At 34.1% G+C, this 14,852-nt stretch carries 14 protein-coding genes and 1 other annotated feature; all 14 genes read left to right on the forward strand.

Annotated features, from left to right (window positions below):
* Window positions 1-95: EF-Tu C-terminal domain-related protein (locus tag B8978_RS18500; RefSeq protein WP_207651901.1), on the forward strand; the 95-nt coding region annotated here is incomplete at its 5' end.
* A gap of 185 nt (window positions 96-280) precedes the next feature.
* On the forward strand, window positions 281-430 hold the full coding sequence (rpmG, locus tag B8978_RS18505; protein ID WP_084117766.1) for a 50S ribosomal protein L33: 150 nt from the start codon (window positions 281-283) through the stop codon (window positions 428-430).
* A gap of 43 nt (window positions 431-473) precedes the next feature.
* Window positions 474-698 carry a preprotein translocase subunit SecE gene (gene secE, locus B8978_RS18510; protein ID WP_084117767.1) on the forward strand — a complete coding sequence of 75 codons (225 nt, stop codon included), beginning with the start codon at window positions 474-476 and terminating at the stop codon, window positions 696-698.
* A 49-nt stretch (window positions 699-747) separates the two neighbouring features.
* Window positions 748-1,269 carry a transcription termination/antitermination protein NusG gene (nusG, locus tag B8978_RS18515; protein WP_084117768.1) on the forward strand — a complete coding sequence of 174 codons (522 nt, stop codon included), beginning with the start codon at window positions 748-750 and terminating at the stop codon, window positions 1,267-1,269.
* A gap of 69 nt (window positions 1,270-1,338) precedes the next feature.
* Window positions 1,339-1,764, forward strand: a complete 426-nt coding sequence (gene rplK / locus B8978_RS18520; RefSeq protein WP_084117769.1) for a 50S ribosomal protein L11 — start codon at window positions 1,339-1,341, stop codon at window positions 1,762-1,764.
* Window positions 1,765-1,818: 54 nt separating this feature from the next.
* On the forward strand, window positions 1,819-2,508 hold the full coding sequence (rplA, locus tag B8978_RS18525; protein WP_084117770.1) for a 50S ribosomal protein L1: 690 nt from the start codon (window positions 1,819-1,821) through the stop codon (window positions 2,506-2,508).
* A gap of 38 nt (window positions 2,509-2,546) precedes the next feature.
* Window positions 2,547-2,674 (forward strand) — a sequence feature (ribosomal protein L10 leader region).
* Window positions 2,675-2,707: 33 nt separating this feature from the next.
* On the forward strand, window positions 2,708-3,214 hold the full coding sequence (gene rplJ / locus B8978_RS18530) for a 50S ribosomal protein L10 (RefSeq protein ID WP_084117771.1): 507 nt from the start codon (window positions 2,708-2,710) through the stop codon (window positions 3,212-3,214).
* Between the two features lie 29 nt (window positions 3,215-3,243).
* Window positions 3,244-3,609 carry a 50S ribosomal protein L7/L12 gene (rplL, locus tag B8978_RS18535; RefSeq protein WP_084117772.1) on the forward strand — a complete coding sequence of 122 codons (366 nt, stop codon included), beginning with the start codon at window positions 3,244-3,246 and terminating at the stop codon, window positions 3,607-3,609.
* 289 nt (window positions 3,610-3,898) lie between these two features.
* Window positions 3,899-7,603 (forward strand): DNA-directed RNA polymerase subunit beta, encoded by a 3,705-nt coding sequence (rpoB, locus tag B8978_RS18540; RefSeq protein ID WP_084117773.1) that lies wholly within the window; start codon window positions 3,899-3,901, stop codon window positions 7,601-7,603.
* A 21-nt stretch (window positions 7,604-7,624) separates the two neighbouring features.
* A complete protein-coding gene (gene rpoC, locus B8978_RS18545) occupies window positions 7,625-11,152 on the forward strand; it encodes a DNA-directed RNA polymerase subunit beta' (RefSeq protein WP_084117774.1) in 3,528 nt (1,175 codons plus the stop codon).
* Window positions 11,153-11,266: 114 nt separating this feature from the next.
* Entirely contained in the window at window positions 11,267-11,506 is a 240-nt protein-coding gene (locus tag B8978_RS18550) for a ribosomal L7Ae/L30e/S12e/Gadd45 family protein (protein WP_084117775.1), read from the forward strand.
* 64 nt (window positions 11,507-11,570) lie between these two features.
* Complete coding sequence (rpsL, locus tag B8978_RS18555; RefSeq protein WP_084117776.1) at window positions 11,571-11,948, forward strand: 30S ribosomal protein S12; 378 nt, start codon at window positions 11,571-11,573, stop codon at window positions 11,946-11,948.
* Window positions 11,949-12,124: 176 nt separating this feature from the next.
* Complete coding sequence (gene rpsG, locus B8978_RS18560) at window positions 12,125-12,595, forward strand: 30S ribosomal protein S7 (RefSeq protein WP_084117777.1); 471 nt, start codon at window positions 12,125-12,127, stop codon at window positions 12,593-12,595.
* Between the two features lie 88 nt (window positions 12,596-12,683).
* The gene (gene fusA, locus B8978_RS18565) at window positions 12,684-14,747 is read left to right on the forward strand and encodes an elongation factor G (RefSeq protein ID WP_084117778.1); all 2,064 of its coding nucleotides are present in this window, start codon (window positions 12,684-12,686) and stop codon (window positions 14,745-14,747) included.
* Window positions 14,748-14,852 lie beyond the last annotated feature (105 nt).

The raw sequence follows: 14,852 nt of genomic DNA on the forward strand, positions 1-14,852 counted from the left end.
TCAACCCAGTAGCTATGACAGACAACTTAAGATTCGCTATAAGAGAAGGCGGAAGAACAGTTGGTTCTGGTGTTGTTACTTCTATAACTAAATAAAGTTCAATGTTTTGGACTGGGCTTAAACCTAGTCCTTTTGAAAGGCTTAAAATCGCTTAATATTTCATGCTTGCATTTTAATATATTTATTGACATGATTGCTTAATTGTGATAAATTATTTAGGTAACACATGTTTAAGAGACTTATGTAATGTATAAGGCATGAAAACCGGGAGGTGTAGATTGTGAGAGTTAAAATAACTTTAGCATGCACAGAATGTAAACAAAGAAATTATAATACAATGAAAAGTAAGAAAAACGATCCAGACAGACTAGAAATGAGAAAGTACTGTCCTTTCTGCCACAAACATACACTTCATAAAGAGACAAAATAGTTGAGGCCTACTAGTAGAATTATTTTTGTAGGATGTGAATAAAATGGCTGACAATGGGAAAATTGAAGAAATGAAGGAATCACCATCAAAAGGGTTAATTGGCTTTTTTAAAGAGCTTAGGGCAGAAATCCATAGAATAACGTGGCCATCTAAAATTGATACTAAAAAGGCGACTATTTCAGTTACTGTATTTTGTGTAATTTATATTGTAATAATTGCTATTTTGGATTTTGGTTTTGATAACCTCTTTAAGGTGATCTTTAAATAAGGTGTAAAGGAGGTTACGGGACTAGGATTATATCCTAAACCCAAACAATATGGGAGAAAAAGCTAAATGGTATGTTGTACATACTTACTCAGGATACGAAAATAAAGTAAAAGCTAATATAGAGAAGACAATAGATAATAGAAACCTTCATGACTTAATTCATGATATTCAAGTTCCCATGGAAGAAGAACTTGAAGAAAAAGACGGTAAGAAAAAGGTTACGCTTAAAAAGATATTTCCTGGATATGTTCTGATAAAAATGATAATGACCGATGATTCTTGGTATGTTGTTAGAAACACAAGAGGAGTAACTGGATTTGTTGGGCCAGGATCTAAACCAGTAGCACTTACTGACGATGAAGTTGATTCTATGGGGATTTCTGAAAGACCTGTTAGTATTGATATTGAAGTTGGAGAAAATGTTAAGGTGGTAAGTGGTCCTTTAGAAAACCAAATTGCTTTAATTCAAGAAATAAACGCAGAGAAGAGAAGACTTAAAGGTTTAGTTAACATGTTTGGCAGGGAAACTCCTGTTGAACTTGATTTTAATCAAATAGAAAAATTAGATTAGATAAGACGTAAATCTTATCGAGTAGTGAGATTTTAAATTGAGCTACATCATTATAGGAGGTGTAAATTCATGGCTAAGAAAGTAGTAGGATTGATAAAACTTCAACTACCTGCAGGAAAAGCAACTCCAGCACCACCAGTTGGACCAGCACTTGGACAACACGGTGTTAACATCATGGCATTCTGTAAAGAATACAACGCTAAGACTGCTAATCAAGCAGGACTTACTATACCAGTTGTAATCACAGTTTATCAGGACAGATCATTTAGTTTTATACTAAAAACTCCACCAGCAGCAGTATTAATAAAGAAAGCAGTTGGAATTGAGAGTGGATCTGGTGTTCCTAACAGGACAAAAGTTGCTAAAATAACTAAAGAACAACTTAAACAGATAGCTGAAACAAAGATGCCAGATTTAAACGCAGGTTCTATAGAAGCTGCAATATCTATGGTTGCTGGAACAGCTAGAAGTATGGGCGTAGAAGTAGTAGATTAGTTTCTAATTCAGTGGGAGGCAAAAACCGATAATACCACAAAGGAGGATTTTACAATGGGAAAGAATTATGTTGAAAGTGCAAAACTTATTGACAAAAATGTTCTATACACATCAACTGAAGCAGTAGAGCTTACTGTAAAGACTTCAAAAGCGAAGTTTGATGAAACAATAGAACTTGCTATAAGACTTGGAGTAGATCCAAGACATGCAGACCAACAAGTTAGAGGAGCAGTAGTGTTACCTCATGGAACAGGAAAAAAAGTTAAAGTATTAGTTTTTGCAAAAGGTGAGAAAGCAAAAGAAGCAGAAGCAGCAGGAGCTGAATATGTTGGAGCTGACGAACTAGCAGCAAAAATTCAAAAAGAAAATTGGTTTGATTTTGATGTAGTTGTAGCTACTCCAGATATGATGGGTGTAGTTGGTAGACTAGGTAGAGTATTAGGACCAAAAGGATTAATGCCAAATCCAAAATCAGGAACAGTTACTTTTGATTTAACTAAGGCTGTTGCAGAAATAAAAGCAGGTAAAGTTGAATATAGAGTTGATAAAACATCTATAATACATGTTCCAATTGGAAAAGCTTCATTTGGAGCAGAAAAACTTGGAGAAAATTACCGCGTTTTAGTAGAAGCTGTTATTAAAGCAAAACCAGCTGCTGCTAAAGGTCAATATATAAAATCAGTTTCAGTAAGTAGTACTATGGGACCTGGAATTAAAATTAATCCAGTAAGAGTATTAGATTAGTATTGACTTATTGCTGAATATTTGGTATAATTTCAAAAGTTGAATATGTAAACACTCCGTAGATAGTAGGTGCGTATAGCGTAACGGGAAACCAACCTGCCGAGGATTCCGATATATGATTATATATGGTCTCTTCGCGCTGCGGAGAGGCTTTAGTTTTTAATATAGCAGTTTTTAACTGTGAGGAGGTGGACACACAGTGGCAAGCAAAATTAGACAATTAAAAGAAGAAAAAGTGTCAGAAATAAAAGAAAAATTAGAAAAAGCTCAGGCTGTAATTATGGTTAAATATCAAGGATTGACAGTTGAAGAAGATACTGAGCTTAGAAAAGGCTTAAGAGAAGCTGGTGTAGAATATAAAGTTTATAAGAATACATTAGTAACTCGTGCTGCTAATGAATTAGGTTTCGAAGGTTTTGTAGAATACTTAGAAGGACCTATAGCTGTAGCTTTTGGATATGATGATCCTACTGCTCCAGCAAGAATCTTAAATGATTTTGCAAAAACACATAAAGTGTTGGAATTAAAAGCAGGTTTAATTCAGGGTGAAATGTTTGATGAAGCCAAGATTAAAGAACTTGCATCTGTTCCATCAAAAGATGTTCTTATTGCAAAGTTACTTGGAAGCTTCAAAGCTCCAATATCAAATTTCGCTTATTTAGTAAGTGCTATTAAAGATAAAAAAGAATCAGAGTCAAATGAATAATTAAGAAAGAATTTCGGAGGTGCTATAAAATGACAAGAGAAGAAATAATTGAAGCTATAAAAGGTATGACTGTTTTAGAATTAAATGAATTAGTGAAAGCTTGTGAAGAAGAATTCGGAGTTAGTGCTGCTGCTCCTGTAGCTGCTGCTGGTGCTGCTGGTGCTGGTGCTGCTGCTGAAGAAAAATCTGATTTTGATGTTGTATTAGTAGAAACTGGTGCAAACAAAATTAAGGTTATAAAAGCAGTTAGAGAAATAACTGGTTTAGGATTAAAAGAAGCTAAAGAAATAGTTGATGGAGCTCCAAAAACTATTAAAGAAGCTGTAGCTAAAGAAGAAGCTGAAGCAATGAAAGCTAAGATTGAAGAAACAGGCGCAAAAGTTGAATTAAAGTAATTTGATTTTCAATTAATGGCACTCATTGAGTGCCATTTTTTTGACTAAGAAAATAAAAGCATAATATGAAAAATATTTATATTTTGTATTGACATAGCTATTATAGTGTGATAACATATTTAAATGCAATGAACTATTTAATGACGTTTTAATAAATTTAATATAGTATATGAATTAATGTTAGTTTTATGGTTATACTAACCAAATAGTAATGTAAAAATCCAGAAATGTAATTCCATGGGCGAAGTGCGTTTTTGGTTATTTTAGTTTATACAAGGGGTGAAAGCTAATGGTACATCCTGTCCAAGTAGGTAAAAGAACAAGAATGAGTTTTTCCAAGCAACATGAAATTGGAAAGATGCCAAATCTCATAGAAGTTCAATTGGACTCTTATGATTGGTTCTTAAGAGAAGGACTTGAAGAAATTTTCGATGACATCAATCCAATTCAAGATTATACAGGTAATCTTGTTCTGGAATTTGTAGGCTACAAGCTTGATATGGAGAACATCAAGTATTCTGTGGAGGAGTGTAAGGAGAGAGACACTACATATGCAGCACCTTTAAAGGTTAAAGTGAGACTACTTAACAAAGAAACAGGTGAAGTTAAAGAGCAAGAAGTATTTATGGGTGATTTCCCATTAATGACTGAACAAGGTACCTTTGTAATTAATGGTGCGGAAAGAGTTATAGTAAGTCAACTGGTAAGATCACCAGGTGTTTATTATGATTATACAGTGGATAAAACTGGTAAAAAGTTATATTCATCAACTGTAATCCCTAATAGAGGAGCATGGCTTGAGTATGAAACAGACAGTAATAGTATTATTTATGTAAGAATAGATAAGACTAGAAAGCTACCTATTACAATATTAGTAAGGGCTATGGGACATGGCTCTGACGCAGACATTATAAATTATTTTGGTGAAGAAGAAAGACTAAAAGCAAGTATAGAAAAAGATAACACAAAAACTAAAGAAGAAGCCTTATTAGAAATATATAAAAGGTTAAGACCAGGTGAGCCACCAACAGTTGATAGCGCTGTTTCTCTTATTGACTCGTTATTTTTCGACCAAAAAAGGTACGATTTATCAAGAGTTGGTAGATACAAGTTTAATAAAAAATTAGCAATAAACCTTAGAATTGCTAATAAAGTGTCTGCAGAAGATATAATCAATACTGAAACTGGAGAAATAATTGTTCAAAAAGGCGAAAGAATAGACAGAGAAAAGGCTATGGAGATAAGAAATGTTGGCATAAATAAGGTCGATATTATTGTTGATGATAAAGTAGCTAGAGTTATAGGAAATAATTTTGTTGATATAAACCATTTTATAAAATTTGATATTTCTGACTTGAACATTAAAGAATTGGTTTATTATCCAATTTTAAAGGAAATATTAGATAATTTCAATGATGAAACATCAATAAAAGAAGAAATCAAAAAGAATATTCATAAATTGGTACCAAAGCATATAGTCAAAGATGATATATATGCAACTGTAAGTTATCAAATGGGATTAGCTTATGGCATTGGTAATGTAGATGATATTGATCACCTAGGAAACAGAAGACTTAGATCTGTAGGTGAACTATTACAAAATCAATTTAGAATTGGTCTATCAAGAATGGAAAGAGTAATAAAAGAAAGAATGACTATTCAAGATCAAGAAATTATAACACCACAGGCACTTATAAATATAAGACCTGTTGCAGCTGCTATAAAAGAATTCTTTGGTAGTTCACAACTTTCACAGTTCATGGATCAGACTAATCCATTATCAGAGCTTACACATAAGAGAAGATTATCAGCCTTAGGACCAGGAGGTCTTTCAAGAGAAAGAGCTGGATTTGAAGTTAGAGACGTTCATCATTCTCATTATGGTAGAATGTGTCCAATAGAAACACCAGAAGGTCCTAATATAGGTCTTATAAACTCTTTAGCTACATATGCTAAAGTTAATGAATATGGCTTTATAGAAAGTCCATATAGACTAGTTGATAAGAAAAATGGAAGAGTTTTAAATGAAATTAGATATTTTACTGCTGATGAAGAAGATCCGTTCCTAGTAGCTCAAGCAAATGAACCACTGGATGAAACAGGACATTTCATTGACAGTAAAATAATGGTTAGAATGCAGGATGAAGTATTAATAGTTCCGAATACTGATGTTGACTTAATGGATGTTTCATCAAGACAAATTGTGTCAGTTGCTACAGCTATGATACCATTCCTTGAAAATGATGATGCCAGTCGTGCACTTATGGGTTCTAACATGCAGCGTCAAGCAGTACCTCTTTTAAAACCTCAGGCACCAGTTGTTGGTACGGGTATAGAGTATAAAGCGGCAGTTGATTCTGGAGTTTTACCTAAGGCAAAGCATGCAGGTGTAGTTGATCATGTTAGCGCAAGTGAAGTTAGAGTAAAAAGAGACGATAATGGTACTATTGATACGTATAAACTTCTAAAGTTTAAAAGATCAAACTCAGGTACTTGCATAAATCAGAGACCAATAGTAGATAAAGGTGAAAAAGTTGAAGTTGGTACAGTACTTTCAGACGGACCTTCAACAGATTTAGGAGAAATAGCATTAGGTAAAAATATCCGTATAGGTTTTATAACTTGGGAAGGTTATAACTATGAGGATGCGATGCTTATTTCAGAAGAGTTGGTTAGAGAAGACGTATTTACTTCTATTCATATAGAAGAATATGAAGCAGAAGCAAGAGATACTAAACTTGGACCAGAGGAAATAACTAGAGATATACCTAATGTTGGTGATGATTCGCTTAAGGATATAGATGAAAGAGGTATCATAAGAATTGGTGCAGAAGTTCGTTCTGGTGATATCTTAGTAGGAAAAGTTACTCCAAAAGGAGAAACTGAACTTACAGCTGAAGAAAGGCTTTTAAGAGCTATATTTGGTGAAAAAGCAAGAGAAGTAAGAGATACATCACTTAGAGTACCTCATGGAGAATCTGGAATAATAGTTGACATAAAAGTATTTACAAGAGAAAACGGTGATGAATTACCACCAGGAGTTAATGAACTTGTAAGATGTTATATAGCACAGAAGAGAAAAATATCTGTTGGAGATAAGATGGCAGGAAGACATGGTAATAAGGGTGTTATTTCAAGAGTTTTACCAGAAGAAGATATGCCATTTTTACCTGATGGAAGACCGCTTCAAATATGCTTAAATCCACTAGGAGTTCCTTCTCGTATGAATATAGGTCAGGTACTAGAAGTTCATCTTGGATGGGCAGCAGCAAATCTTGGATGGCATATAGCTACTCCAGTATTTGATGGTGCTACTGAGGCTGAAATAGTTGAATGCCTAACAAAGGCAGGATACGATGAAGACGGAAAAACATGGTTATATGATGGAAGAACTGGAGAAGCTTTTGATAGTAGAGTTACGGTTGGTTATATGTATATATTAAAACTAGCTCATCTAGTTGATGATAAGATACATGCAAGATCAACAGGTCCATACTCATTAGTTACTCAACAGCCATTAGGTGGTAAAGCACAATTCGGTGGACAGAGATTTGGAGAAATGGAAGTTTGGGCACTTGAAGCATACGGTGCAGCACATACGCTTCAAGAAATCTTGACAGTAAAATCTGATGACGTTGTAGGAAGAGTTAAGACTTATGAATCAATAGTCAAAGGTGAAAATATACCTGAACCAGGTATACCAGAATCCTTTAAGGTTCTTATAAAAGAATTACAGGCTTTATGTCTTGATGTTAAAGTTCTTACAGATGAACATGAAGAAATTAAATTAAAAGAATCTGTAGATGAAGAGCTAGAAGAATTAGGTGTAAACATCGAAGGAAGTGAAGATGGTGTTCCTCCAGTTCCGACTGATGATTATGTCGAACCAGAAGAGCAAGAGCCTGAAGAAGATATAGAATTAGATTATGAAGATTTACCACTAGAAGATTTTCAAGAGGGATTAGAACTTGAAGATTTTAATGATGAACACTAATTATGAAGGGAGGATGTACCCTTGGAATTAAATAATTTTGATGCTTTACAAATAGGATTAGCTTCACCAGAAATGATTAGAGAATGGTCTAGAGGTGAAGTAAAAAAACCAGAAACAATAAATTATAGAACTTTAAAACCCGAAAAGGATGGACTATTCTGTGAGAGAATATTCGGACCTATGAAGGATTGGGAATGTCACTGTGGAAAATATAAGAGAGTTAGATACAAGGGCATAGTATGTGATAGATGTGGTGTTGAGGTAACAAAATCCAAAGTAAGACGTGAAAGAATGGGGCATATAGAACTTGCAGCCCCAGTTTCACACATTTGGTATTTTAAAGGTATTCCATCTAGAATGGGATTAATCTTAGACATGTCACCTAGAGCATTAGAGAAGATACTTTATTTTGCTTCATATGTTGTATTAGAGCCAAAAGAAACTCCTTTACTAAAAAAACAACTGCTTAATGAAAAGGAATATAGAGAAGCAGTTGACAAGTATGGTGAAGAAAGTTTTGTGGCAGGTATGGGAGCAGAATCTGTTAAGAAATTGCTTGAAGAGATACAATTGGAGCAATTATCAATTGAATTAAAAGATGATTTAAAAACAAGTACTGGTCAGAAAAAAATTAGAATAATAAGAAGATTAGAAGTTGTTGAATCTTTTAGAAAATCAAGCAATAGACCTGAATGGATGATAATTGATGTTATACCAGTTATCCCACCAGATTTAAGACCAATGGTTCAGCTAGATGGAGGAAGATTTGCTACTTCAGATTTAAATGATTTGTATAGAAGAGTTATTAACAGAAATAACAGACTTAAGAAATTATTAGATTTAGGTGCACCTGACATAATAGTTAGAAATGAAAAAAGAATGCTTCAAGAAGCAGTAGATGCACTTATTGATAATGGTAGAAGGGGAAGACCGGTTACTGGACCTGGAAATAGACCTTTAAAATCGCTTTCTGATATGCTTAAAGGAAAGCAAGGTAGATTTAGACAGAACCTTCTAGGTAAACGTGTTGACTATTCTGGACGTTCAGTTATAGTTGTTGGACCTGAACTTAAGATGTATCAATGTGGTCTTCCACAAGAAATGGCATTAGAATTATTTAAACCTTTTGTCATGAAGAAGTTAGTTGAAAGCGGAGTTGCACATAATATAAAGAGTGCTAAGAGAATGATTGAAAGAGTTCAGACTCAGGTTTGGGATGTACTTGAAGAAGTTATTGAAGATCATCCAGTACTTTTAAACCGTGCACCGACTTTGCATAGACTTGGAATTCAAGCTTTCCAACCAATTTTGGTTGAAGGAAGAGCTATAAAATTACATCCACTTGCTTGTACAGCATATAATGCTGACTTTGATGGTGACCAAATGGCTGTTCATGTACCTTTATCTGTTGAAGCACAAGCAGAAGCAAGATTTTTAATGCTTGCAGCTCATAATATATTAAAACCATCAGATGGTAAACCAGTATGTGTACCTACACAAGATATGGTTTTAGGATCTTATTATTTAACAATTGATAAAGATGGCGTAAAGGGCGAGGGAAAAAGCTTCTCATCACCAGATGAAGTTATTATGGCATATCAGCTTGGAGAAATTGATATACATGCAAAAATTAAAGTTAAGTTATTCAAAACAATAGATGGAAACTTAGTTTCAGGAATTATCGACACTACACCAGGAAAACTTTTATTTAATGAATCAATACCACAAGATTTAGGTTTCGTTGATAGAACCATTCCTGAAAATGAATTCAAGCTAGAGATTGATTTCCTAGTAGGCAAGAAAAATTTAGGAAACATTATAGATAAGTGTTACTTAAAACATGGGCCAACTAAAACTTCTATTATGCTAGATAAGATAAAAGCAAAAGGATATCATTATTCTTCAATTGGAGCGATAACAGTAGCAACTTCAGATATGACTGTACCAGGTGATAAGAAAAAATTACTTAGTGATGCTGAAAAGGCTGTTGATAAAATTGAGAAATTGTATAGAAGAGGATATATATCCGATGATGAAAGATATGAAAGAGTAATTGATATATGGACTAAAACAACAGAAGATGTTGCAAATGCGCTTATGGCTAATTTGGATAGATTTAACCCTATATTCATGATGGCAGATTCAGGAGCCAGAGGTTCAAGAAGTCAGATTAAGCAACTTTCAGGTATGAGAGGACTTATGGCTAATCCTTCTGGTAAAATATTAGAACAGCCTATTAAGGCATCTTTCAGAGAAGGTCTTGACGTACTTGAATACTTTATATCAACTCATGGAGCTAGAAAAGGTAATGCGGATACAGCGCTTAAAACTGCTGACTCAGGATATCTTACAAGAAGACTTGTTGATGTTTCACAGGATGTTATCGTAAGAGTTGACGACTGTGGTACAAAAGAAGGATTTGAAGTTTCAGAAATAAAAGAAGGTAGTGAAGTAATAGAACCTTTAAGCGAAAGACTTACAGGAAGATATAGTGCTGAAGACATTATAAATCCTAAAACAAAAGATATTATTGTTCATAGAGATGTATATATGAATCATGACTTAGCTGAAAAGGTAGAAAATGCTGGCGTTAAAAAGGTTAAGATTAGATCTGTATTTACATGTGACTGTAAATTTGGTGTTTGCGCAAAATGTTACGGTATGGACATGGGAACAGCACAGAAAATTGGTATTGGAGAAGCTGTTGGAATTATAGCAGCACAATCAATAGGAGAACCAGGAACTCAGCTTACAATGAGAACGTTCCATACTGGTGGTGTTGCAGGATCTGATATAACACAAGGTCTTCCAAGAGTTGAAGAGCTTTTTGAAGCTCGAAAACCAAAAGGTCTTGCTATAGTAAGTGAAATATCAGGAAAAATTAGATTTGAAGATACCAAAAAGAAGAGAGTTATATATGTTGTACCTGATAGTGGAGAAGAAATTAGCTATGATATACCATTTGGTTCTAGCATAAAAGTTGCAAATGGTGATATAATTGGTGCAGGAGATGAAATAACAGAAGGTTCTATTAATCCTCATGATATACTTAGGATTAAAGGAGTTAATGCTGTTAAAAACTATCTTCTATCAGAAGTTCAGAAAGTTTATAGACTACAAGGTGTTGATATAAATGATAAACATTTAGAGGTAGTTGTTAGACAGATGACAAGAAAAGTTAAAATTGAAGAATCTGGAGATACTGAATTATTACCAGGTACAATGATTGATATTTTCGATTTTAATGAACAAAATCAAAAAGCAGAAGCTAATGGTGGAGAAACTGCAAAGGGAAGAATTGCTCTTCTTGGAATAACAAAAGCATCACTTGCAACAGATTCTTTCTTATCAGCTGCATCATTCCAAGAAACAACAAGAGTACTTACAGATGCTGCAATCAAAGGTAAAGTTGATCCTTTAGTAGGACTTAAAGAAAATGTTATTATAGGAAAACTTATACCAGCAGGTACTGGACTTACAAAATATAAAAATATATCTTTAGACACGGAAATTCCAGTAAATGAAGATATTTTGACTAAAGATGTTTAGAACAAAAAAGATACATTGACATAAAAAGTCTTAGATGATAAAATATAAATCGTGTGATTTGTATAGAGAGTGTTATTATACTCTCTATACCATATTCATAAGGGGGAATAGTTTATGGTAAACAGACTTAGCGGGAAAAAGGTCGTAGGTATAAAACAAACTATTAAATCCATAAAAAATGGAGAAGGCAGTATTGTTTATATTGCGAAGGATGCTGACATTAAGTTGGTAAATTCTGTTGAGAAGTTAGCCATGGAGAACTCCGTACAAATTGCTTATGTTGATACTATGAAGGAACTAGGAAAGCTCTGTGGAATTGATGTAGGAGCAGCAAGTGCACTAATTTTAGAATAGTTTCAAATTGATACGCTTATATCTAATTTAATATATAGTATAAGAGAGAGAAGGAGGTGTAATTATGCCAACTATCAACCAATTGGTAAGAAAGGGCAGAAAGACAACATTAACTAAATCAACTGCACCAGCACTTAAAGAGTGCCCACAAAAAAGAGGAGTATGTACTGTAGTTAAAACTCAAACTCCAAAGAAGCCTAACTCAGCTTTAAGAAAAGTTGCAAGAGTTAGACTTACTAATGGATATGAAGTTACTGCATATATTCCAGGTGTAGGCCACAATTTACAAGAGCACAGTGTTGTTCTTATAAGAGGTGGAAGAGTTAAGGACTTACCAGGTGTTAGATATCACATCGTAAGAGGTACATTAGATGCCGCTGGTGTTGCTAACAGAATGCAAAGTAGGTCAAAGTATGGTGCTAAGAAACCAAAACAAAAATAGTTTTTATTAACTTAGTGCTAAGTCTTCGGCATTAACATATATTTTGATAATAATTTAATATTTCAAATCGAAATGTTATAAGTATATTATAAAATTTGCAGAAGTACAAAGCGCTTTGCGGCAGAGATGTCGAGTACCTATGAACTTAAATAATTTATATTAAGGAGGGAAGAAAAGTGCCAAGAAAAGGACATATAGCTAAAAGAGATGTATTACCAGATCCAATGTACAATAGTAAGGTTGTTACTAAACTTATCAATAGTATAATGGAAGATGGAAAAAGAGGAGTAGCACAAAAAGTATGTTATGCAGCTTTTGAAAAAATAGCAGCTAAAACAGGAAAAGATGCTATGGAAGTTTTTGAAGCAGCAATGAACAACATAATGCCATTACTTGAGGTAAAGGCTAGAAGAATAGGTGGAGCAACTTATCAAGTTCCTATAGAAGTTAGACCAGAAAGAAGACAGACATTAGGAATTAGATGGATGCTTGATGCAGCAAGAAAAAGAGGCGAGAAGAACATGAACGACAGACTTGCTGGCGAACTTGTAGATGCTTCTAATAACACTGGCGCTGCTGTTAAGAAAAGAGAAGATACTCATAAAATGGCAGAAGCTAATAAAGCATTTGCACATTATAGATACTAATAAAAACAAAAATATGCAAAACTGTTTTGGAAATAGCCAAAGCAGTTTTGTCAAATTTTAGTTTACAAACTGAGAGGAGGAATAAATAGTGGCTAGAAAATATCCTTTAGAAAAGTTCCGTAATATTGGTATTATGGCTCATATTGATGCAGGTAAGACTACTACTACAGAACGTATATTATTCTATACAGGTAAAACTCATAAAATTGGAGAAGTACACGAAGGTGCTGCTACAATGGACTGGATGGTACAGGAGCAGGAGAGAGGTATAACAATTACATCTGCTGCAACTACTTGTTATTGGAATGAACACGAAATCAACATTATAGATACACCTGGACACGTAGATTTTACAGTAGAGGTTGAAAGATCATTAAGAGTTCTTGATGGAGCTGTCGCTGTTTATGATGCAAAAGGCGGAGTTGAACCACAATCTGAAAACGTATGGAGACAGGCAAACAAATATAATGTACCTAGAATGGCTTATGTAAATAAGATGGATATATTAGGTGCTGACTTCTTTAGAACTATTAACATGATGAGAGAAAGACTTCAAGCCAATGCAGTTCCAATACAATTACCAATAGGTAAAGAAGACCATTTCACAGGAATAGTTGATCTTATTAAAAATGAAGCAATAATATATGAAGATGAACTAGGAACTCAGATGGAAGAAACTGAAATACCTGAAGATATGAAAGAATTAGCAGAAAAATATAGAAATTCATTAATAGAATCAGTTGCTGAGTTAGATGAAGATTTAACTATGAAATATCTTGAAGGTGAAGAAATCACTGAAGAAGAAATAAAAGCAGCAATCAGAAAAGGCGTTATTGCTAATGCATTTGTACCAGTTACATGTGGTTCTTCATACAAGAACAAAGGCGTACAACAGATGTTAGATGCAGTTGTTGACTTTATGCCATCACCACTTGATATACCAGATGTTGTAGGTGAAACTTTAGAAGGCGAACCTGATACAAGAAAAGCTAGCGATGATGAACCAATGTCTGCTTTAGCATTTAAGATTGCAACTGATCCATTTGTAGGAAGACTTGCATTTACAAGAATTTATTCTGGAATAATGAAGAGTGGTTCTTATGTATTAAACTCTACAAAAGGTAAGAAAGAAAGAATCGGAAGATTAGTTAAGATGCATTCTAATCACAGAGAAGAAGTTGAAGAATTAGAAGCAGGAGAATTAGGTGCTATTGTAGGACTTAAATCTACTACAACTGGAGATACACTTTGTGATGAAGATCATGCAATAATACTTGAAAGCATGGTATTCCCTGAAACAGTTATTGACGTAGCTATAGAACCAAAAACAAAAGCTGGTCAAGAAAAGATGGGTATAGCATTAGCAAAACTTGCAGAAGAAGATCCAACATTCAAAACTCATACAGATCAAGAAACTGGTCAAACAATTATATCTGGTATGGGAGAATTACATCTTGAGATAATAGTTGATAGACTTACAAGAGAATTTAAAGTTGAATGTAACGTTGGTAAGCCACAAGTTGCATATAAAGAAACTATCAGAAAAGCTGTTAGAGCTGAAGGTAAGTTTGTTAGACAGTCTGGTGGTCGTGGACAATACGGTCATTGCTGGATTGAAATGGAACCAAGTGAAGGCGAATATACATTTGAAAATGGTGTAGTTGGTGGAGCAATCCCTAAAGAATATATACAACCAATTGATGATGGTATAAGAGAAGCATCACAAAGTGGTATTGTAGCAGGATATCCAACTATAAACTTTAAGGTTAAGGTTGTAGACGGTTCATATCATGATGTTGACTCTAATGAAATGGCATTTAAGATTGCAGGATCTATGGCATTTAAAAATGCTATGGCTAAAGCGGACCCAGCATTACTTGAACCTATGATGAAGGTTGAAATAGTAGTTCCCGAAGACTATATGGGAGATGTAATGGGAGACGTTAATGGTAGAAGAGGAAGAATAGAAGGCATGGAAGCCCAAGCTGGAGCTCAAATAATAAGAGCATTCGTTCCACTATCAGAAATGTTTGGCTATTCAACTACTCTTAGATCAAAAACACAAGGTAGAGGAAACTACAGCATGGTTTTTGACCACTATGAAGAAGTACCTAAGAGCATTCAAGAACAGATAATTGGAGAAAGAAAATAATTAGGATCTTAAGGAGGAATAAATAAAATGGCAAAAGCAAAATTTGAAAGAAACAAACCACATGTAAACATAGGAACAATAGGACACGTAGATCACGGTAAGACA

It is taken from the genome of Clostridium acidisoli DSM 12555 (assembly GCF_900176305.1).
Taxonomy (GTDB): domain Bacteria; phylum Bacillota; class Clostridia; order Clostridiales; family Clostridiaceae; genus Clostridium_I; species Clostridium_I acidisoli.